Below are 18,182 nucleotides of genomic sequence, written 5' to 3'. Positions count from 1 at the left end.
TACCTAATCTTCATCAGTATGTTGCTTAGCCAACGCTTCTATATCTTTAGGTGGCCAATTTGGTACATCCATACCTAAAGATAAGCCAAAATTGGTCAAAACTGCCTTAATTTCATTCAAAGATTTTCTACCAAAATTAGCAGTCCTGAGCATTTCACCTTCTGTTTTCTGAACAAGATCACCTATATAAGTAATATCCTCATTCTTCAAACAATTATGCGACCTAACAGATAATTCCATCTCATCTACTTTACGTAATAAAACTGGATCATATCCTAAATCTTTAGCACTAGAAGATAAAGAAGTCTGTTGTTTTTTATACCCGACGTCAGAGCTAATAAAAGGTTGAAGCTGTTCCTGCAATATCCTTGCAGCAGAATCAACAGCTTGACTAGGGGAAACTGTACCATCAGTTTCAATTGACAATATTAATTTATCTTTATCTGTCACCTGACCAACACGACTATTCTCTATTCTGTAGGAAACCATTTTGACAGGACTATACAAAGCATTAACAGGAATAAACCCTGTTAAATCCTGCTCATTAATAAGCTTTAAAAATTCATTCTCTTTATATTTTGATACAGGAAGATAACCTTTCCCACTAGAAACATATATAGTCATGTTAAGCTCTACATTTTCTCCTAACGTACATATTAACAAATCTTTATTTACAATAGAGCACTCATCATCAGTCTCTATCATACCTGCCAATACTTCACAAGGACCTTTAACACTCAAATTCAAGGACTTATTAGAAACGCCATCCAGCTTACACCTCAGCATGCTCATATTTAGCACCACATCAGTTACATCTTCTCTGACTCCTTGAACTGAAGTAAATTCGTGCGTTACACCTTCAATTTTTATTCCATAAACAGCACTGCCTCTAAGAGAAGACAGCATTACACGTCTCAGCGCATTACCTAAGGTTAAAGCAAAACCACTTTCGAGTGGCTCTAAGACTATATCGCCTCTTTCACTTGAATCACCTAATATTACTTTAACTGAATTAGGCTTAGTCAACTTATCAACATTGTCACAGACAGAAACACTATCATTATAATACATAAAACAACCTTTTCCAATAATCCTATACTCTTCTTTTCTTTCTTAACCTGCATCCATTATGAGGAATTGCGGTTTTATCTGCAATCGAAGTAACAGTTAACCCACAGCCACGAAGCGCTTTTACCGCAGCTTCAGTACCAAAACCAGGACCACGAACTATTACAGAAACAACCTTCATACCAAATCTCTCTGTTGCGTTCTTCGCAGCAGACTCTGCAGCCTTACCTGCAGCGTAAGGTGTAGATTTTCTTGATCCTGAAAAACCATATGCACCTACAGAAGTTTGATATAATGTATTACCTTGAACATCGGTTACATTCACAAAAGTGTTATTAAAAGTTGCACGAATATGAACAACACCAGTAATAAACTTCTTTGTACTTTTACCAACCGTTTTGACTTTTTTCATTAAAACTCACAACAACAATAAATTTATTTTTTTCCAGCAATAGGCAAACGAGATCTACCTTTACGAGTCTTAGCGTTAGTATGGGTTCTTTGCCCTCTAACAGGTAAACCTTTTCTATGCCTCACTCCTCTATAACATCCCATCTCCACTAAAGACTTTATATTCATAGCTACTTCTTTCCTAAGCTCACCTTCTATAGCATAATTTTGCCTAATGAAGCTGCCAATCTTTTCTATGTCTTCATCTCGTAATTCCGAAACACGCTTCGATCTATCAATTTCACAAGCGTGGCAAATTACATTCGCAGTAGCAATACCTATACCATATATATAAGTTAATGCAAAAGGAACACATTTCTTTACCGGAACATTTATACCTGCAATACGTGCCACTGATACCTCGATATTTTATTAATAATAACTCTTAATTTATACCATAAAACAACTCTGAGTCAAACTAAATTACAAGAAATTTTATTTTCAATCTCTTGCGTCACCTTATTAACGCCCAAATTAGCATCAATTGTTAATAATTTGTCTCTATAATACTCGCGTAAATCCTTCATTTGAAGGTGATATTCGCTTATTCTCTTATTAATTGCAGATATATCAGCATCGTCAATTCTTTTCTCTAATCTCGTACTTTTACATTTAAGACAAGCAGGATTATCACTGCCTTTAAAAGAAGATACACTATATATACTCTTACAATCCAAACATACAAGACGATTTTTTAACCTATCAATCGCAATCTCATCATCAAGCTGCAGCTCAATTACAATATCAACATCCCTTTTATATTTCTCTTGCAAAATTTGAGTCAAAAAATGAGCCTGATTCAAATTTCTAGGAAACCCATCCAGCAAACAATTATCATCCACTAATGCAAGTTGATCGCGCAATAACTCACATATAATATTATCTTGTATTAAATTACCAGACTCGACAGTATCCTTTATTTTTTTACCCAATTCACTACCGCTAGATATAATATTCCTTAATAAATCTCCCACTGAAATTAGTTTTAAGTCATATTTTGCCATTAATAAGCTTGATTGAGTACCTTTACCAGAACCTGGAGGACCAAAAATCGTAATGATCATCTTACTTTCCTCGTTTTAGACTCATATTTCTTTATCCAGCTATCATACCTATTTGAAAAAATATAGGATTGTATTTGCATAATAGTATCGGTAATAACATTCACTATAATCAACAAACTCGTCCCACCAAAAATAAATGGTATATCATAATGATATCTCATGATTTCAGGCACAGTACATATTACCACCAAATACGCAGAGCCAATAAATGTTAATTTGAAAACTATATCTTGAAGGTAATCAGAAGTATGTTTTCCAGGCCTTCTACCAGGAATAAAACCACCATTTTTTTTAAGAAAATCAGCATTTTCCTCTGAATTAAATATAAAATTGGCATAGAAAAAATTAAAAGACACTATAAGTACTAAATAAGCTATGATGTACACTACTTTATTTGCCATAAAGTAATTTAAAATAAAATCAGCAATAGCATGCCCCTTATAGAAATTTGCAATTGAAATAGGTGTCAACAAAATTGCATTAGCAAAAATAGTTGGTATCACACCAGACAAATTAATTTTGAGTGGAATATAAGTAAAATCATCATTATGTAATCTTTTAAATTGCTTTTTGGGATATTGAACAATGACCTTTCTATATGAGGATTCTACAAAAATCACCAAAAGAAGCAGTGAAAAAAATAACACTATAACAAAAAGAATAATAAATAAAGATATGCTCCCATTTTTATTTAACGTGAGTAGAGATGATAAAGCATTGTGTAATTCCGATATTATGCCAGTAAAAATGATTAATGAGATGCCATTACCTACACCATTTGCACTAATTCGCTCACCAAGCCATATCAAAAACATAGTTCCACCTAAAAGGCTGAAAACGCCTATTGTACGAAACATTACACCTGGTTCGATTACAACTAATACGCCTTCTCTATTCATTCCCTCAAGTCCAATCAAAATTGGGATTGATTGAAATACACAAAGCACCATGGTAAGATAGCGTATATAAGAATTCATCTTTCTACGCCCTGACTCCCCATCGTTTTTAACTTCATTAATTCCCTTAATAGCAGAAGATAGCAACTGAATAATTATAGAAGCCGTTATATATGGCATAACATTTAATGCCAAAATAGTCATTCTAGCCAATGCACCGCCAGAAAATAAATTAAATACTCCAAAAACGCCAGCGCCCTCTTTGGGAAATATATCATTAATTATATCAAGATTAATTCCAGGAATAGGAACATAAGTGCCCAAACGATAGCAAATTAAAGCCATTAGTGTAAAAAATATATGCTTTAATAAGTCGCCCTTATATAACAATGCAGGATTTAAACTATTAAATGCGGACTTACTGCTCATAATTTATGATAGTATTTCTACACTACCACCAGCTAAAGCCACAGATTTTTTTGCAGCTTCTGAAGCAAAATCAACATGAAGTGCAAATTTTTTGTTCAATGTACCTTTATTAAGAAGCTTGATTCTATCTTTCATAGATTTTATAAAACCTAGTTTATATAGCATTTCTTTATCTATAACAGAATTTTCTGCTATTTTTCCAGCATCCATCAAGCGCTGCACATCACCAACGTTAATTATAGAGTATATATTTCTGCGTATTGGTTTAAAGCCTCTTTTAGGTAAGCGAGTATATATAGATTGTTGTCCACCCTCAAATCCATTTATAGACACACCACTTCTAGCTTTTTGTCCTTTATGCCCTCTACCAGATGTTTTTCCTTTACCACAACCAATACCCCTACCTAACACCTTAGGCTTCTTTTTTTTAGATAAATTAGTAAATATAGAATTTAATTTTATAGCATCGCTCATACTTTACCTATTTCCAACTATTTCACTAATCTTTTTACCCCTTTTGCCTGCCACTTGGCGAGGAGACAACATAACATCAAAAGCCTTAAATACCGCACATATAACATTATGAGGATTATTTGACCTAGTAGACTTAGCTACCACATCTTTTATACCCAAAACTTCAAAAACAGACCTAATCGCCCCACCAGCAATAATACCTGTGCCGGGTCTTGCTGATCTTAAAACTATCTCACCAGAACAAAATTTAGCTTTAATATCATGATGCAGAGTCCTACCTTCACGTAAGTATACTCTTATCATCGATTTCTTTGCAGCATTTACAGCTTTTATCCTTGCTTCAGCAACCTCTGCATGCTTGCCTATTCCGCATCCTACTTTGCCCTTTCCATCACCAACAACAACCAAAATTGAAAATGAAAATCTTCTACCACCTTTCGTAACAGTTGTTACTCTTCGTACTGAAACTAAAAGCTCTGATAAATCATTATTATTTTGTAAATTCTTTACAGCCATATTAAAAACCTTCTAAAACTTAAATCCAGAGCTTCTTAAAGCTTCAGCAAACTGAGAAACTAACCCTGTATATTTATATGCTCCACGATCAAACACCAGATCTTGCTCTAATTTTAGACCAGATAAGCGCTCAATCATTAAAGAAGAAACCTGTTTTATAGTTTCAGCATTGACTTTTCCCTTACATACATCCTTGATTTTAGCATCTAAAGTAGAAGCTGAAGTGAGAGTTACTCCTTTTACATCATTAATTAACTGGACATAAAAATGCCTATTAGATTTAAATATAGATATACGCAAACGCTCAGCGCTCTTGTCGAGCTTCGCTCTATTACGGAGCTTCCTTTTTTCATGGTTACTTAAAAAATTATACAATCTTTTCATCTTAATTACTTCTTTTTACTTACAACTTTACGCAACATAAATTTACCCTTTATTACAATACCCTTACCTTTATAAGGATCGTACTTCCTAATCCTACATATATCAGATGCCACCATATAGACTTTTTGCTTATCCATACCACTTACTACCAAGTGAGTTGGCTTTATGCACTTAATCTCAACATCTTTAGGCACTTTATATTTAACATTATGGCTATAACCAAGATATAAAGTCAAATACTTCCCATCGCACTCTGCTTTATATCCAACACCATTTATTTCAAGATCAACAGAAAAACCATCAACCATTCCATTAATGATATTATTAATATTACTTCTATAAGTACCCCACATAGGCTTTATTTCATCATAATTATCTTTATCTTGATCCACAGAAAGAAGTAGCTGATTATCAATAACCTGGCATACAACATCACTGATCAAGCTAAGCTCTTTTTCAGCCTTAGCACTCTTTATTAACATCCTACCATTATTATATTCCACTGAAATACCAGCAGGAATATTGATAGGAGCAGCACCTATACGAGACATGAATTTCTCCTATTATTTAAAACACACGACACAAAACTTCTCCACCAACCTTTAATTTATGTGCATTATAATCGGTCATCACTCCTTTGGATGTGGATACAATAAAAATACCAAGACCATTATATGCTTTAGAAATGTCTTTATACTTAGAATAACGACGACAACCAGGCTTTGACACCCTAACTATTTCACTAATTACAGGTGACTTCTCATAGTACTTCAATTTTACAGTAAAAGAAGGTAAATTATCTACAACTTCCTTTTCATAAGCAAGGATATACCCTTCCTCTTTTAAAATCTCCAATATAGAAGAATTCATCTTAGAAAACAGTACCCTTGTCGTCCTATGCATTGCCAATTGCGCATTACGTATTCTTGTTAAAAAATCACCAATAGTATCAGATAACGCCACTATATACTCCTTATATTATATTTACCAACTAGACTTTGTAACTCCTGGAATGTGCCCAAAAGAACATAAATCACGCAAAACAATTCTACACAAACCAAACTTGCTATATACCCCTCTTGGCCTTCCAGTCAATTCGCACCTATTTCTAATCCTAACTTTAGAGGAATTTCTAGGTAATTTCTTGATCAACTTATTTTGAGCCGCAAACCTCTCACTAATAGATAAATTCTTATTATTTATTATAGATTTCAACTCTGCCCTTTTTTCCTTATATTGATCGCACAACTTTATCCTGCGAAGATTTCTTTCTATCATAGATTTTTTTGCCATATATCTCTTCTCTCAATTAATCAAAAAAAGGAAATTTAAAAGCTACTAATAACTCCTTTGCTTCCTTATCACTAGCTGCAGTTGTTACAATATTAACATCCATACCTATAATCTTACTTATTTTATCGTAATCTATTTCTAAAAATGATATATGCTCCTTTATACCGAAGGAAAAATTACCATTACCGTCAAACTGCTTTACACTAAAACCTCTGAAATCTTTTTCCCTTGGCAAAGCAATATATACCAATCTTTCTAAAAACTCATACATTTTGTCTCTACGCAAAGTCACTTTACAACCTACTTTAGCATCTTTTCTAATTTTAAAACCAGAAATAGATTGTTTTGCAGAAGTCGATACAGGTTTTTGCCCTGCAATTAAATATAAGCTCTCAAGCGGTTCATCTATTGCTTTACTATCTGCAGCAGCATCTCCAACACCCATATTAATACAAACTTTTACAAGCTTAGGCACTTGCATTATGTTGCTGTAATTAAACTTATCCTTTAAGGACTTTACTACGCTATCTTTATACAATTCTTTAAACATATCAACCTAATCTATCACTTCTCCAGAAACTTTCGCAAAACGCACTTTTTTACCATCTATAACCTTAAATCCAACTTTAGTTGCAGTTTTATATTTAGGATCTAATGTTGCAACGTTGGATATATCAACAGGTAACTCTTTAGTTAATATACCACCACTATTACCACCCCTCGGTTTAGTATGCCTCTTGCAAACATTGACCCCAGAAACAATTACTTTCCTTTTATTATCACGCGCTACAACCTTGATTACTTTACCAATTTTTCCTTTATCTTTACCAGTTAAAATTATAACGTCATCACCACTTCTTATCTTAGCACTCATTATAAAACCTCAACAGCTAGTGACATTATTTTCATAAAAGCACCAGACGATAACTTTTTCACCGGACCAAATACCCGTGTGCCAAGTGGCTCGCCTTGATTATTAATTAAAACTACAGCATTGCTAGAAAAACGAATCACAGAACCGTCAGACTTCCTAATAGCCTTTTTCACTCTCACAATAACTGCTCTATATACTTTCCCTTTCTCAACCTTTCCTCTTGGAGTAATAGATTTAGTAGATACAATAATCGTATCACCTACAGTTGCAGATTTTCTGCCACCCAATAAACCAATACAAAGCACCGCACGCGCACCAGAATTATCAGCTACTTCCAACAATGTATTCTTCTGAATCATATAAATATCCTATTTAATTTGAGCTATTAACAACAACCCATTTTTTAGTCGCAGAAATAGGCTTATGTTCTTGTATTGAAACCTTATCCCCTTCTTTACAACTATTATTCTCATCATGTGCTGTATATTTCTTATATTTTTTTATAACTTTTTTATACAGCTTATCTTTATACACTTGCAATACTGAAACTTTTACAGTCTTATCACACTTAGTCTTAATTACAGTACCACAAAAAACCTTCTTAGGCATTCTTTTCCTCTCTTTTTCTTTCATTTAATGCAGTTAAAATACGAGCTATGCTCTTTTTTATCAAACCAAAACGCGAAATATTATTAGACTGGCCTAATTTTTTTTGAAAAACCAAATTAACAAACTCCTTTCTCAAATTCACGAGAATCTCATGTAATTCCTGCGAAGATTTCGATCTAATATCAGTTATATCCATTGCAACCCCATTTAATTATGATTAGATATAAATTTACACTTTATGGGAAGCTTAGCAGTTGCCTTATCAAGCGCTAATTTCGCTAAATGCATTGGAACATCATTACTAATTTCAAATAAAACCCTGCCAGGCTTAGCTTTAAATACCCAAAACTCAACACTACCTTTTCCCTTACCCATACGCACATCCGCTGGCTTTTTACTAACAGGAGTGTCAGGAAAAATCCTTATCCAGACTTTACCAGAACGTTTTAAAGTTCTAGATATCACACGCCTTGCAGTTTCAATATGTTTAGATTGAATCCTACCAGCTTCCATAGCCTTTAGACCATAATCTCCAAAAGATAGCGTACTGCCACCTTTCGTGTTACCCTTAATTCGTCCTTTAAATACTTTTTTATATTTACTTTTTTTGGGAACAAACATTTCAATATACCTAATTAGTTACCAATATAAACCCAGACCTTAACTCCTATAATGCCATATATAGTTTTCGCTTCAGCAAAAGCATAATCTATATTAGCACGTAAAGTATGCAAAGGCAAACGGCCTTCTTTATACCACTCAGTACGAGCTATCTCAGCTCCGCCAAGACGCCCAGAACAACTTACTTTAATACCTTTACCACCCATCCTCAAACAACTTTGAATGGCCTTTTTCATTGCCCTTCTAAATGAAACCCTTTTTTCCAACTGTTGCGTAATGCTGTTTGATATTAAAGTTGCATCTATCTCAGATCTCTTAATCTCCACTACATTCAATTCTACACTATTTTTCACCTTTTCAGCTATTTTTTGCTTCGTCTTTTCAATATCTGCGCCTTTCTTACCTATTATTACTCCAGGCCTAGCAGAATGTATTGTTACAGATACCAAATCAACCTTACGCTCAATAATTACTTTAGAAACACCAGCATGCTTAAAAGATTTATTTATATAGCTACGAATATATAAATCTTGATGCAACCTTTGCTTATAATCTTTATTAGCATACCAAATAGAATCCCAGGTATTAGTATTTATTTTTAACCTGAATCCTATAGGATTAACCTTTTGTCCCATATCTTATACTTCCTTTTCTAACTTCTTATTTTTTACTAGCTGTACAACTTCTCCCAATTTTATAGTTATATTGCTATAACGCTTACTAATTCTATTAGCTCTACCCATAGCTTTTGGATATACCCTACGCAAAGTAAAAGACTTGCCTATTAAAATCTCTTTTATATATAAATTATCGATATCCAACCCATAATTATATTGAGCATTAGCAATTGCAGAGTTTAATACTTTACTTATAAGACCAGCAGCTTTCTTTTCACAAAATTTTAATTGCACCGTAGCAAAAGAAACTTTCTTATTACGCACCAAACCAGCAGCCAAATTCAACTTACGAGGAGTTGATTTTAAAACTTTAGAGCTAGCTTCAACTATTACATCCCTGTTTTTCATATCAATTACCTTCTTGTCGCCTTTTTATCACCACTATGCCCAGCAAATTTGCGAGTAGGTGAAAACTCACCAAATTTACGTCCTATCATATTTTGATCACTAATATTAACAGGAATATAATCCTTACCATTATAAACAGCAAAACTATATCCCAAAAACTGAGATAGTATTACAGAAGACCTAGAACGTATTTTTATCTTCATACTACGAGTCTGAACACCACCCTTCTCACTTAACACCCTCCATTTTCGTAATACAGAAGGATGACAAAAAGGCGGCTTCCACACGGATCTACTCATAAATTACCCTTTTAATTGTTTTATATACTTATTACTAGCTTTATTTTTCTTTCTAGTTTTCTTACCCTTAGTTGCAACACCCCAAGGAGTAACAGGATGACGTCCACCAGAAGTTTTCCCTTCCCCTCCTCCATGAGGATGATCAACAGGATTCATGGCAACTCCACGAACACTAGGTCTAACTCCGAGCCACCTATTCCTTCCAGCCTTGCCCAATTTTCTATTTTTATGATCAGAGTTAGACACTACACCAATAGTAGCCTTGCAAGCAGATAAAATCAACCTCACTTGACCAGATCTGAGACGCAATAAGACATATTGACCATCACGACCAACGATCTGTGCATAGCAGCCAGCAGATCTAGCAATTGCAGCACCATTACCTGGCTTAAATTCAATATTATGTACAAAAGCACCAACAGGTATATGCTTGAGTAGCAAACAATTCCCTGGCAGGATATCAGCATCACTTCCAGACATAATAACATCACCAGGTTTCATACCCTGAGGAGCTAATATATAAGACTTAGTACCATCTTCCTTATATGACACTAATGCTAAAAACGCACTTCTATTCGGATCATATTCTATCTTTTCAACTACCGCTTGATCATTTCTATTACGTTTAAAATCTACAATTCTATAAGTCTGTTTATGACCACCACCTTTATGACGAGTTGTAATCCTACCATAATTATTTCTTCCACCAGTAGAACTTTTACCACGCGTAAGACACTTTTCTGGCTTATCTTTTGATAAACCAACTCTACTTACTAAAACAGTTCCACGAGAAGATGGAGTAACAGGATTAAGAAATTTTATACCCATATTAAACACTCATTATATCTAATTTTTGACCATCCATTAAAGAAAAATAAACCTTCTTTTTTTGTTTTTCACAACCAACCACACCCCTAAAGCGCCTAGATTTAGGCTTAATTTTAAGAACATTCATAGAAGAAATTTTAACATCAAACAAAGATTCTATTGCTAATTTTATTTGACGCTTACTTGCATTTGCAAATACATACAAAGAATATTTATTAAATTTCTCCCTTAAAAAAGAAGCCTTCTCTGTAAGTATAGGAGACTTTATTATATTATTATATTTAATCATAGCAATCTACCTTCAAGATGCTTCAAAGCATCACTTGTCAACATCACACACTCATGATTTAGTATATCAAAAACATTTAACCCTATAGGCTTAATTAAATCTACATAGTGCAAATTTCTAGCAGCACGCAGTAAGTCGTCGCTATAATCACCCACTATGAGAAAAGAAGAAAATTTAAAATTTTGAATATATTGACACATCTCAGATGTTTTTTTGATATCAACGTTTAAATTATCAAGAATAATCACTTGATTATTTAAATGTTTTAAAGATAAAGCAATTCTTAAACCAAGCTTGCGCACTTTCTTATTAAGAGAATAAGCATGACTCCGAACAACAGGGCCAAAAATAATTCCACCACCTCTAAATTGAGGAGAACGCAAACTCCCTTGTCTTGCCCTACCAGTCCGCTTTTGACCATAAGGCTTAGCAGTCGTACCGGAAACATCACTAATACCTTTTGTTTTATGAGTACCAGCTCTTCTCTTCGCTAATTGCCATCTAACTATATCATGCAAAATACTCATCTTTTGCTTAACAGAAAATATCAAAGGATTAAGCTGGGCAGTGCCCACATCGCTATTAGATAAATTCACCAACTTACATTCCATAATTAACTCACTACACTACTATCATCACTCATATTATCTGACAAAAAACCTACAGGAAAAGGAACGTCTTTATGTAAAGATTTCTTGACCGCATCCCTCACGAAAACACAAGAAGTTTTAAATCCAGGAACATTATTGCCCTTTACAGCAATGATACCGTTTTCATGATCAATAGCTAATATCCTCATATTTTGGACAGTCACTCTGCTATTACCCATATGACCAGCCATTTTCTTTCCTTTAAACACTCTACCTGGATCCTGACATTGACCAGTAGAACCTTGCGATCTATGAGCAATAGAAACACCATGAGATGCTCTAAGCCCACTAAAATTATGTCGCTTCATCACACCAGCAAATCCTTTACCTATAGAATAACCTGTAATATCAAGATACTGACCAACTACAAAATGATTAACACCTACCTTCTTACCGCATTCTATTCCTGATAGATCATTCAATCTACTTTCGTATAATTTACATTTATTACTTATGCCAATTTTTTTCAAATATTCTAGCTGAGGCTTTGCAATATTTTTAAAATCTCCAACACCTAAAATAACTGAGTTATAGCCACATTTATCTTGTTTTTTTACATCAATAATACAAGTTTCACTGAGGCGCAATAAAGTTACAGGTGTGCAGCCAGTAGCTGAATATATAGATGTATGACCAATATTTGTCATTAATAAACCAATTCTTCTCAGCGAATTTATTCTCTTCATTATTACTCTCTTAAACCTTAACTTCCTTAACTTTCAAATCGACTTCCACACCAGCAGAAAAAGATAAACCTGTAAGCATCTGCATCATAGTAGGAGTAAGATCATGCAAAACAATCAAACGCCTAGAAATTCTCATTTCAAACTGCTCACGAGATTTTTTATCAACGTGAGGAGACCTGTTGACAGTAAATTTAGAATCCTTTCTCGGTAATGCAATCGGACCAGATAACTTTGCACCAGATCGCTTTAACTCATCAATAAATTTTCGAACGCATCTCTCTAATAAAGAACAATCAAAAGCCTTAATGTTAATATATATATCCTGCTTCATCTTAACTACTTACTCACTCTAAAATCTCAGAAACAACGCCAGAACCAACAGTCCTACCGCCTTCTCTTATCGCAAAACGCAAGCCCTTATCCATTGCTATGGGCACTTGCAACTCCACTTCTATACTTACATTGTCACCTGGCATTACCATTTCTTTTCCATCGAGCAACTTTATACTTCCCGTTACATCGGTCGTTCTTAAATAAAATTGCGGCTGGTAATTTGCAAAAAATGGCGTATGCCTGCCTCCTTCCTCTTTCTTCAGTATATAAACCTCTGCCTTAAACTTCTTGTGAGGCTTTATCGACCCCGGCTTTGCTAATACTTGCCCTCTCTCTACTTCTTCTCTTTTTGTTCCCCTCAGTAATATTCCAACATTGAGTCCCGCACTGCCTTTATCCAGCAACTTCTTGAACATTTCCACGCCCGTACATATCGTCTTTTGCGTATCTTTCAAACCTATTATCTCTATTTCATCACCAGTCTTTATTTCTCCACACTCTATCCTTCCTGTTACCACAGTTCCACGCCCTGATATCGAAAATACATCCTCAATCGGCAATATAAATGGCTTTTCTACAGGTCTTGGTGGAATTGGCACATACTCATCCAATTTTTCCATCAATTTAGCTATTGATTTTTTGCCATATTCGCTATCCTCATCCTCAAGCGCCTTGAGTGCTGAACCAACCACAACAGGCACATCGTCTCCAGGATAGCCGTATTTAGTCAACAACTCCCTGATTTCCATTTCCACTAAATCTATCATATCAGGGTCAGCAACATCGGCTTTGTTTATATAGACTACGATACACCCAACTCCAACTTGCTTCGCGAGCAATATATGCTCTCTGGTTTGCGGCATCGGTCCATCAACCCCTGATACCACCAATATCGCTGCATCCATCTGCGCCGCACCCACAATCATATTTTTCACATAATCGGCATGTCCAGGGCAGTCAACATGTGCATAATGGCGAGTCTCGCTCTGATACTCAACATGCGCAGTTGCTATTGTTATTCCCCTTTTTCTCTCTTCTGGGGCTTTATCTATCTGATCATACGCTACGAAACTTCCATAATGTTTTGTTATTGCAGCCGTTAACGTCGTCTTTCCATGATCCACATGCCCTATCGTTCCCACATTTACATGCGGCTTTCCAAATGCTTCTACTACTGTTGTCATAATTTAAACTTTTTTACCTAAATACAAATACATCAATAAATAATATGTTGATTTTATAAAAATACAACAAAAAAAAGAGCGGATAGTGGGAATCGAACCCACGTCACTAGCTTGGAAGGCTAGAGCTCTACCATTAAGCTATACCCGCGCAATGGAGGAGGTAGGATTCGAACCTACGTACGCTCACGCGGACAGATTTACAGTCTGTTACCTTTAACCACTCGGTCACTCCTCCACAAAAATTGTTAAGAAAATACTATTTTAGCATCTTAACCGGAGCTTTCATTGCACTTAATACTAAACACCTAAAATTAAAAAATCAAGCAATAAAACTTGGGTTTTACTAAGAACACACAGATTTCATCTTATATGATGCGATGTTATCAATAAAACGTCTAAATAAATAATGCGAATCATGCGTTCCAGGAGCTTCTTCTGGATGATATTGCACTGAAAAAACTGGATAATCCTTCATCATCACGCCCTCTATACTATTATCAAATAATGAAATATGAGTAACCTCAATATTACTTGGCAAAGAATCTGAATCAACAGTAAATCCGTGATTTTGGCTAGTAATCTCAATTTTCCCACTACTTACATCATAAACAGGGTGATTGCTTCCGCGGTGACCATTTTCCATTTTGATAGTCTTTGCCCCCATGGTTATTGCAAGTAATTGATGTCCCATGCATATACCAAAAATTGGTATTTTAGATTTTATAATTATATCTATCTCTGGAACTACACTCTCTCCTATTTCCTCCGGATCGCCAGGACCATTTGAAATCACCACACCATCTGGATTCATGTTTAATATTTTTTGAGCAAAACCTGGACTTGGTTTGATTAGCTCCACTGCACACCCAAGCTCCATTAAGCGCAAAACTATACTGATTTTTACACCAAAATCAACTACGGCTACTTTATATTGCGCATTAAGATCTTTTTTTACATTACTATGCAAACTAACCTTATTAGTTATTCCTATTCCATTTACAGATTTATACTCTTTTAACTCATCATAGATTCCAGTGTCAAGCGCTGGAGTGACACCAAAATCAGATGGCAATGAGCATATCATTCCATTTTGAGATCCATGCTCTCTCAAGTGCCTAGTCAAAGCCCTGGTGTCAACCCCTGAAATTCCAACTATATTATTTTTCTTGAGCCAATCACTCAGATTTATATATGAAGATGTGTGTGATGCATATGAAATCTCTCGCACAACAACACCACTTGCAAAAATTTTTTCTCCCTCATTATCCTTGTAGTTTATTCCAACATTACCAATATGAGGAAAAGTAAACGTTATAATCTGATCAGCAAAAGAAGGATCAGTGATAGTATGTTGATATCCTGTCATACCAGTAGTAAAACAGACTTCACCTATGCACTTGCCTTTTTTGCCTATCGACTTTCCCCGAAAGCATTTACCATCTTGTAAAACTAAAACTGTGTCCTGCACTTTATTATCTATTTAATCGATTCATAAAGAGTATACAAGAATTTCAAATAATACGTAAGCCTGAAAAATACTAAACCTACCTTCTCAATTTGTGTGATTAAACAACTCAAAATTATAAGCAGCTTTTCCTTCTTATATTGTCAATATTATAGGACATTTTACTTTTATGGACAGGTAATATCTGTTACAGTCCATGCTTCACATTAGCTTGAATCTCATGGATAGAAAAATTTGTCTCATCACAGGAGCGTCATCTGGAATTGGAGAAAGTCTAGCACTGTTACTCATTAAGGATGGGTGGTTTGTGGTTGGCGTTGCAAGGCGCACTGAAAAATTGGAAAAATTAAAAGAAGAATTAGGTAGTAATTTTTTACCTATAACGTGTGATGTAGGCAATAGCGAAAATATTAGAAATTCGTCTGATTTTTTAAAAAGGCAAAATATTACACCAAATCTCTTTTTCCTTAATGCAGGATGTGGTGAGATAGAAAATGAATTTCATACCGACACTCATAGAAAAACATTTGAAACTAATTATTTTGGGGTTATTAACTGGATTGAAGAATGGCTTAGTTACAACCATTCAGCAACTTTTGTGACAATATCCTCTCTTGTTGCTGTGCATGCAACGCCACATGCTTCTGCATATTGTGCAAGCAAAGCAGCACTAAGAAGTTGTTTTGAATAACTAAAAATTCAATATGCTAATAGCACCACAAAATTTATTACTGTGATGCCAGGACCTGTAAAAACTGACATGTTTAAAGCTAACAAATCACTTCCATTCATATGGGAATCACAAAAAGCTGCAGCACATATTCTAAAAAATGTATTTAAAGAGAAGAAAATTATAGCGTTTCCAACCTTTTGGAATTTATTTTTTCATATCTTACGCATTCTCCCAACTAAAACGGTTGCAAAAATCTTACGATAATCATCAGATACCGATCTATCAAAAAAGAATTCACCACTTTGTAAAATCGCAACCTCTTCACAAAAAATTCCAAATTTAATCATGAAGCAACAGAAAATAGCATACGAAAACTTTTTTAAGCACCTCTCTGATGTAGAACATATCTATTGACTATTTGCACATTTTATATTAAGCATAATATTATTGTGAAATTATAGGGTTTTTATGCATTCAAATACAGCTCAACATAACAAAGTAAATAATAAGTTGTTAATAGGAGCTGCTGCATTATTTGTTGTGATGTCCCTGCCATCAATTTTTATTCTAGCTAAAGTAGCAATAGGGTTAGCTATGCTCTCAGTTGGAATAATAGCTTTTAAAGTTACTCTGAAAGTACTGCTAAATACTTTAGAGCAAAGTGAAACTAATAAAAATCATTCCATACGAGATAAAATAATAAATATTGCTATTGGACTAACATCTGTATTTATAGGCGCATTATCATTATTAATAATGGCAAAAACAGGATTAATTGCTGTATGCGCTGCTTTTACTGCTCTTGTTTTACATGAATATACAAAATCTGAGGAAAAAGAAGCTGCAAAAAAAGATCAACCTCTCAAGTCAAGTGAAAAAGACGGATTTATATACCTAGAACAAGGAAGTGCACCTATTCATAATGAAGAAAAAAGTAAATCTATAAATGAAATATTCGATGAAACAGCGGTTCGTATAGTAGAATGTGCAACTAAACTTTGTATCACTGGTGTTGAAAAATTCTCTCCAGCGCAAAATCTTCAAGCAGAAAGCCGCCAGGTATAATTTTATCTGGCCTTATTTTGCATTCCAGTCCTTTTCAAATATCGCAAGTCCCTGATCAGTCAGTGGATGGTGAATTAATTGTCTTAGTATTTTTGCTGACACAGTAATTGAATCAGCTCCGAGCCTTGCAGCTTCCACAACATGTGCTGGGCTTCTTACCGACGCAACAAGAATTTTAGTATCAAAATCGTAGTTAGAATATATAGTGCATATATCCTCAATGAGAGACAATCCATCATAACTGATGTCATCTAAACGACCAACAAAGGGGGAAATAAAACAAGCACCGGCCTTAGCGGCGAGCAGTGCTTGTCCAGGAGAAAAACATAATGTGATATTAGCATGCACGTTATGCTCTGTCAACAACTTTTTACAAGAAATTAATCCTTCATGTGTAAGTGGTAATTTTACTACAATATTATTAGAAATTTTTGCTAGATTTAGCCCTTGCTTTATCATCTCTTCATGATTATCGGCAACCACTTCAACGCTTACAGGCCCATCTATAATAGAGCATATTTCAGACACCAAACCTTTATATTGATCCTTGCGTCCAGATTTTGCTATTAATGAAGGATTGGTTGTTATCCCGTCAATAAAATCTTTTAACTCTTCAATTTCCTTTAAATCAACACTATCAAGAAAAATTTCCATATTATTATCCTATTAAAAAATTATTTTTGTAAAATCTTGTCATCCCATAGCTTGACCATAAAATCCAATTGTCAAAATTTCTAGATCCCAGTGTCACGCACTGGGATGACAAAGATGAGCACTTGGATAACAAGGAAGTGATAATCGACCTATGGCCAAGTACATAACTATACGAACGTTCAGTAAGGCAAGATGTCATTCCAGTACCACCTCCTCTTGTCATCCCAGTGCGTGACACTGGGATCTAGATATAAAAATATTTGAAAATTATACAACGGACAACAGATTGTAGGAGCGTATGTTAAAATAATGCCCATGATGAAAATAAGATAGATCCCAGTGTCACGCACTGG

The 18,182-nt window shown here is 34.7% G+C and carries 31 protein-coding genes and 2 tRNA genes; 2 read left to right on the top strand and 31 right to left on the bottom strand.

Going from position 1 to position 18,182, the window contains the following annotated elements:
• Positions 1-3: 3 nt before the first annotated feature.
• The 29 genes from ASM33_RS00835 to carA form a co-directional block, all read right to left on the bottom strand.
• Positions 4-1,071 carry a DNA-directed RNA polymerase subunit alpha gene (locus ASM33_RS00835; protein ID WP_110409450.1) on the bottom strand — a complete coding sequence of 356 codons (1,068 nt, stop codon included), beginning with the start codon at positions 1,069-1,071 and terminating at the stop codon, positions 4-6.
• Positions 1,072-1,093: 22 nt separating this feature from the next.
• Positions 1,094-1,480 carry a 30S ribosomal protein S11 gene (rpsK, locus tag ASM33_RS00830; protein ID WP_110409451.1) on the bottom strand — a complete coding sequence of 129 codons (387 nt, stop codon included), beginning with the start codon at positions 1,478-1,480 and terminating at the stop codon, positions 1,094-1,096.
• A gap of 23 nt (positions 1,481-1,503) precedes the next feature.
• Complete coding sequence (gene rpsM / locus ASM33_RS00825; protein WP_110409452.1) at positions 1,504-1,872, bottom strand: 30S ribosomal protein S13; 369 nt, start codon at positions 1,870-1,872, stop codon at positions 1,504-1,506.
• Between the two features lie 59 nt (positions 1,873-1,931).
• On the bottom strand, positions 1,932-2,582 hold the full coding sequence (locus tag ASM33_RS00820; RefSeq protein ID WP_110409453.1) for an adenylate kinase family protein: 651 nt from the start codon (positions 2,580-2,582) through the stop codon (positions 1,932-1,934).
• A complete protein-coding gene (gene secY, locus ASM33_RS00815; RefSeq protein WP_110409454.1) occupies positions 2,579-3,907 on the bottom strand; it encodes a preprotein translocase subunit SecY in 1,329 nt (442 codons plus the stop codon). Before secY ends, ASM33_RS00820 begins: the two co-directional genes overlap by 4 nt.
• 3 nt (positions 3,908-3,910) lie before the next feature.
• Positions 3,911-4,381, bottom strand: coding sequence for a 50S ribosomal protein L15 (rplO, locus tag ASM33_RS00810; protein ID WP_110409455.1), 471 nt, complete (start codon positions 4,379-4,381; stop codon positions 3,911-3,913).
• 3 nt (positions 4,382-4,384) lie between these two features.
• Positions 4,385-4,897, bottom strand: a complete 513-nt coding sequence (gene rpsE / locus ASM33_RS00805) for a 30S ribosomal protein S5 (protein ID WP_110409456.1) — start codon at positions 4,895-4,897, stop codon at positions 4,385-4,387.
• 12 nt (positions 4,898-4,909) lie between these two features.
• Positions 4,910-5,281: a 50S ribosomal protein L18 gene (gene rplR, locus ASM33_RS00800; RefSeq protein ID WP_110409457.1), complete on the bottom strand. Its 372-nt coding sequence runs from the start codon at positions 5,279-5,281 to the stop codon at positions 4,910-4,912.
• A gap of 5 nt (positions 5,282-5,286) precedes the next feature.
• The gene (gene rplF, locus ASM33_RS00795) at positions 5,287-5,832 is read right to left on the bottom strand and encodes a 50S ribosomal protein L6 (protein ID WP_110409458.1); all 546 of its coding nucleotides are present in this window, start codon (positions 5,830-5,832) and stop codon (positions 5,287-5,289) included.
• 16 nt (positions 5,833-5,848) lie between these two features.
• A complete protein-coding gene (gene rpsH / locus ASM33_RS00790; protein WP_110409459.1) occupies positions 5,849-6,244 on the bottom strand; it encodes a 30S ribosomal protein S8 in 396 nt (131 codons plus the stop codon).
• A 21-nt stretch (positions 6,245-6,265) separates the two neighbouring features.
• Positions 6,266-6,574: a 30S ribosomal protein S14 gene (gene rpsN, locus ASM33_RS00785; protein ID WP_110409460.1), complete on the bottom strand. Its 309-nt coding sequence runs from the start codon at positions 6,572-6,574 to the stop codon at positions 6,266-6,268.
• Positions 6,575-6,590: 16 nt separating this feature from the next.
• Entirely contained in the window at positions 6,591-7,124 is a 534-nt protein-coding gene (rplE, locus tag ASM33_RS00780; RefSeq protein WP_110409461.1) for a 50S ribosomal protein L5, read from the bottom strand.
• A 6-nt stretch (positions 7,125-7,130) separates the two neighbouring features.
• A complete protein-coding gene (rplX, locus tag ASM33_RS00775) occupies positions 7,131-7,448 on the bottom strand; it encodes a 50S ribosomal protein L24 (protein WP_110409462.1) in 318 nt (105 codons plus the stop codon).
• Complete coding sequence (gene rplN / locus ASM33_RS00770; protein WP_110409463.1) at positions 7,448-7,807, bottom strand: 50S ribosomal protein L14; 360 nt, start codon at positions 7,805-7,807, stop codon at positions 7,448-7,450. The genes rplX and rplN overlap by 1 nt, the downstream gene beginning before the upstream one ends.
• Before the next feature lie 13 nt (positions 7,808-7,820).
• Positions 7,821-8,057 (bottom strand): 30S ribosomal protein S17, encoded by a 237-nt coding sequence (gene rpsQ, locus ASM33_RS00765; RefSeq protein ID WP_110409464.1) that lies wholly within the window; start codon positions 8,055-8,057, stop codon positions 7,821-7,823.
• A complete protein-coding gene (gene rpmC, locus ASM33_RS00760; RefSeq protein WP_110409465.1) occupies positions 8,050-8,253 on the bottom strand; it encodes a 50S ribosomal protein L29 in 204 nt (67 codons plus the stop codon). Before rpmC ends, rpsQ begins: the two co-directional genes overlap by 8 nt.
• A gap of 11 nt (positions 8,254-8,264) precedes the next feature.
• Complete coding sequence (rplP, locus tag ASM33_RS00755; RefSeq protein ID WP_110409466.1) at positions 8,265-8,678, bottom strand: 50S ribosomal protein L16; 414 nt, start codon at positions 8,676-8,678, stop codon at positions 8,265-8,267.
• 14 nt (positions 8,679-8,692) lie between these two features.
• Positions 8,693-9,313 (bottom strand): 30S ribosomal protein S3, encoded by a 621-nt coding sequence (rpsC, locus tag ASM33_RS00750; RefSeq protein ID WP_110409467.1) that lies wholly within the window; start codon positions 9,311-9,313, stop codon positions 8,693-8,695.
• A gap of 3 nt (positions 9,314-9,316) precedes the next feature.
• A complete protein-coding gene (gene rplV / locus ASM33_RS00745) occupies positions 9,317-9,703 on the bottom strand; it encodes a 50S ribosomal protein L22 (RefSeq protein WP_110409468.1) in 387 nt (128 codons plus the stop codon).
• 5 nt (positions 9,704-9,708) lie between these two features.
• The gene (gene rpsS / locus ASM33_RS00740; protein WP_110409469.1) at positions 9,709-10,002 is read right to left on the bottom strand and encodes a 30S ribosomal protein S19; all 294 of its coding nucleotides are present in this window, start codon (positions 10,000-10,002) and stop codon (positions 9,709-9,711) included.
• Between the two features lie 3 nt (positions 10,003-10,005).
• A complete protein-coding gene (rplB, locus tag ASM33_RS00735; protein WP_110409470.1) occupies positions 10,006-10,830 on the bottom strand; it encodes a 50S ribosomal protein L2 in 825 nt (274 codons plus the stop codon).
• Position 10,831: 1 nt separating this feature from the next.
• Complete coding sequence (locus ASM33_RS00730; RefSeq protein ID WP_110409471.1) at positions 10,832-11,119, bottom strand: 50S ribosomal protein L23; 288 nt, start codon at positions 11,117-11,119, stop codon at positions 10,832-10,834.
• Entirely contained in the window at positions 11,116-11,730 is a 615-nt protein-coding gene (rplD, locus tag ASM33_RS00725) for a 50S ribosomal protein L4 (RefSeq protein ID WP_110409472.1), read from the bottom strand. Before rplD ends, ASM33_RS00730 begins: the two co-directional genes overlap by 4 nt.
• A gap of 2 nt (positions 11,731-11,732) precedes the next feature.
• A complete protein-coding gene (gene rplC, locus ASM33_RS00720; protein ID WP_110409473.1) occupies positions 11,733-12,455 on the bottom strand; it encodes a 50S ribosomal protein L3 in 723 nt (240 codons plus the stop codon).
• A 10-nt stretch (positions 12,456-12,465) separates the two neighbouring features.
• On the bottom strand, positions 12,466-12,786 hold the full coding sequence (gene rpsJ / locus ASM33_RS00715) for a 30S ribosomal protein S10 (protein WP_110409474.1): 321 nt from the start codon (positions 12,784-12,786) through the stop codon (positions 12,466-12,468).
• Positions 12,787-12,799: 13 nt separating this feature from the next.
• Positions 12,800-13,972 (bottom strand): elongation factor Tu, encoded by a 1,173-nt coding sequence (gene tuf, locus ASM33_RS00710; RefSeq protein ID WP_110409475.1) that lies wholly within the window; start codon positions 13,970-13,972, stop codon positions 12,800-12,802.
• A 77-nt stretch (positions 13,973-14,049) separates the two neighbouring features.
• Positions 14,050-14,120, bottom strand: a tRNA-Gly gene (locus tag ASM33_RS00705).
• A gap of 4 nt (positions 14,121-14,124) precedes the next feature.
• Positions 14,125-14,207: transfer RNA gene (locus ASM33_RS00700), tRNA-Tyr, on the bottom strand.
• Between the two features lie 108 nt (positions 14,208-14,315).
• Positions 14,316-15,440: a glutamine-hydrolyzing carbamoyl-phosphate synthase small subunit gene (gene carA, locus ASM33_RS00695; RefSeq protein ID WP_110409476.1), complete on the bottom strand. Its 1,125-nt coding sequence runs from the start codon at positions 15,438-15,440 to the stop codon at positions 14,316-14,318.
• Between the two features lie 217 nt (positions 15,441-15,657).
• Between carA and ASM33_RS00690 the strand changes: the two genes are divergently transcribed.
• Positions 15,658-16,128, top strand: a complete 471-nt coding sequence (locus ASM33_RS00690; protein WP_237342923.1) for an SDR family NAD(P)-dependent oxidoreductase — start codon at positions 15,658-15,660, stop codon at positions 16,126-16,128.
• A 450-nt stretch (positions 16,129-16,578) separates the two neighbouring features.
• Positions 16,579-17,175 (top strand): hypothetical protein, encoded by a 597-nt coding sequence (locus tag ASM33_RS00685; protein ID WP_110409477.1) that lies wholly within the window; start codon positions 16,579-16,581, stop codon positions 17,173-17,175.
• Between the two features lie 12 nt (positions 17,176-17,187).
• Here the strand turns inward: ASM33_RS00685 and fsa are convergent, their stop codons facing one another.
• Complete coding sequence (fsa, locus tag ASM33_RS00680; protein WP_110409478.1) at positions 17,188-17,829, bottom strand: fructose-6-phosphate aldolase; 642 nt, start codon at positions 17,827-17,829, stop codon at positions 17,188-17,190.
• Positions 17,830-17,833: 4 nt separating this feature from the next.
• The gene (locus ASM33_RS08275) at positions 17,834-18,067 is read right to left on the bottom strand and encodes a hypothetical protein (RefSeq protein ID WP_157956346.1); all 234 of its coding nucleotides are present in this window, start codon (positions 18,065-18,067) and stop codon (positions 17,834-17,836) included.
• Between the last annotated feature and the right edge of the window lie 115 nt (positions 18,068-18,182).

This window comes from Wolbachia endosymbiont of Folsomia candida, from assembly GCF_001931755.2.
Taxonomy (GTDB): Bacteria; Pseudomonadota; Alphaproteobacteria; order Rickettsiales; family Anaplasmataceae; genus Wolbachia.
The sequence above is the reverse complement of the archived record's forward strand: the minus strand, read 5'-3'. Positions and strand labels throughout refer to the sequence as shown.

Bases quoted from the DNA above. Each gene is read 5' to 3' on its own strand.
- ASM33_RS00835 (WP_110409450.1), bottom strand. From the start codon at position 1,071: ATGTATTATAATGATAGTGTTTCTGTCTGTGACAATGTTGATAAGTTG.
- rpsK (WP_110409451.1), bottom strand. From the start codon at position 1,480: ATGAAAAAAGTCAAAACGGTTGGTAAAAGTACAAAGAAGTTTATTACT.
- ASM33_RS00820 (WP_110409453.1), bottom strand. From the start codon at position 2,582: ATGATCATTACGATTTTTGGTCCTCCAGGTTCTGGTAAAGGTACTCAA.
- secY (WP_110409454.1), bottom strand. From the start codon at position 3,907: ATGAGCAGTAAGTCCGCATTTAATAGTTTAAATCCTGCATTGTTATAT.
- rplO (WP_110409455.1), bottom strand. From the start codon at position 4,381: ATGAGCGATGCTATAAAATTAAATTCTATATTTACTAATTTATCTAAA.
- rpsE (WP_110409456.1), bottom strand. From the start codon at position 4,897: ATGGCTGTAAAGAATTTACAAAATAATAATGATTTATCAGAGCTTTTA.
- rplR (WP_110409457.1), bottom strand. From the start codon at position 5,281: ATGAAAAGATTGTATAATTTTTTAAGTAACCATGAAAAAAGGAAGCTC.
- rplF (WP_110409458.1), bottom strand. From the start codon at position 5,832: ATGTCTCGTATAGGTGCTGCTCCTATCAATATTCCTGCTGGTATTTCA.
- rpsN (WP_110409460.1), bottom strand. From the start codon at position 6,574: ATGGCAAAAAAATCTATGATAGAAAGAAATCTTCGCAGGATAAAGTTG.
- rplE (WP_110409461.1), bottom strand. From the start codon at position 7,124: ATGTTTAAAGAATTGTATAAAGATAGCGTAGTAAAGTCCTTAAAGGAT.
- rplX (WP_110409462.1), bottom strand. From the start codon at position 7,448: ATGAGTGCTAAGATAAGAAGTGGTGATGACGTTATAATTTTAACTGGT.
- rplN (WP_110409463.1), bottom strand. From the start codon at position 7,807: ATGATTCAGAAGAATACATTGTTGGAAGTAGCTGATAATTCTGGTGCG.
- rpsQ (WP_110409464.1), bottom strand. From the start codon at position 8,057: ATGCCTAAGAAGGTTTTTTGTGGTACTGTAATTAAGACTAAGTGTGAT.
- rpmC (WP_110409465.1), bottom strand. From the start codon at position 8,253: ATGGATATAACTGATATTAGATCGAAATCTTCGCAGGAATTACATGAG.
- rplP (WP_110409466.1), bottom strand. From the start codon at position 8,678: ATGTTTGTTCCCAAAAAAAGTAAATATAAAAAAGTATTTAAAGGACGA.
- rpsC (WP_110409467.1), bottom strand. From the start codon at position 9,313: ATGGGACAAAAGGTTAATCCTATAGGATTCAGGTTAAAAATAAATACT.
- rplV (WP_110409468.1), bottom strand. From the start codon at position 9,703: ATGAAAAACAGGGATGTAATAGTTGAAGCTAGCTCTAAAGTTTTAAAA.
- rpsS (WP_110409469.1), bottom strand. From the start codon at position 10,002: ATGAGTAGATCCGTGTGGAAGCCGCCTTTTTGTCATCCTTCTGTATTA.
- rplB (WP_110409470.1), bottom strand. From the start codon at position 10,830: ATGGGTATAAAATTTCTTAATCCTGTTACTCCATCTTCTCGTGGAACT.
- ASM33_RS00730 (WP_110409471.1), bottom strand. From the start codon at position 11,119: ATGATTAAATATAATAATATAATAAAGTCTCCTATACTTACAGAGAAG.
- rplD (WP_110409472.1), bottom strand. From the start codon at position 11,730: ATGGAATGTAAGTTGGTGAATTTATCTAATAGCGATGTGGGCACTGCC.
- rplC (WP_110409473.1), bottom strand. From the start codon at position 12,455: ATGAAGAGAATAAATTCGCTGAGAAGAATTGGTTTATTAATGACAAAT.
- rpsJ (WP_110409474.1), bottom strand. From the start codon at position 12,786: ATGAAGCAGGATATATATATTAACATTAAGGCTTTTGATTGTTCTTTA.
- tuf (WP_110409475.1), bottom strand. From the start codon at position 13,972: ATGACAACAGTAGTAGAAGCATTTGGAAAGCCGCATGTAAATGTGGGA.
- ASM33_RS00690 (WP_237342923.1), top strand. From the start codon at position 15,658: ATGGATAGAAAAATTTGTCTCATCACAGGAGCGTCATCTGGAATTGGA.
- ASM33_RS00685 (WP_110409477.1), top strand. From the start codon at position 16,579: ATGCATTCAAATACAGCTCAACATAACAAAGTAAATAATAAGTTGTTA.
- fsa (WP_110409478.1), bottom strand. From the start codon at position 17,829: ATGGAAATTTTTCTTGATAGTGTTGATTTAAAGGAAATTGAAGAGTTA.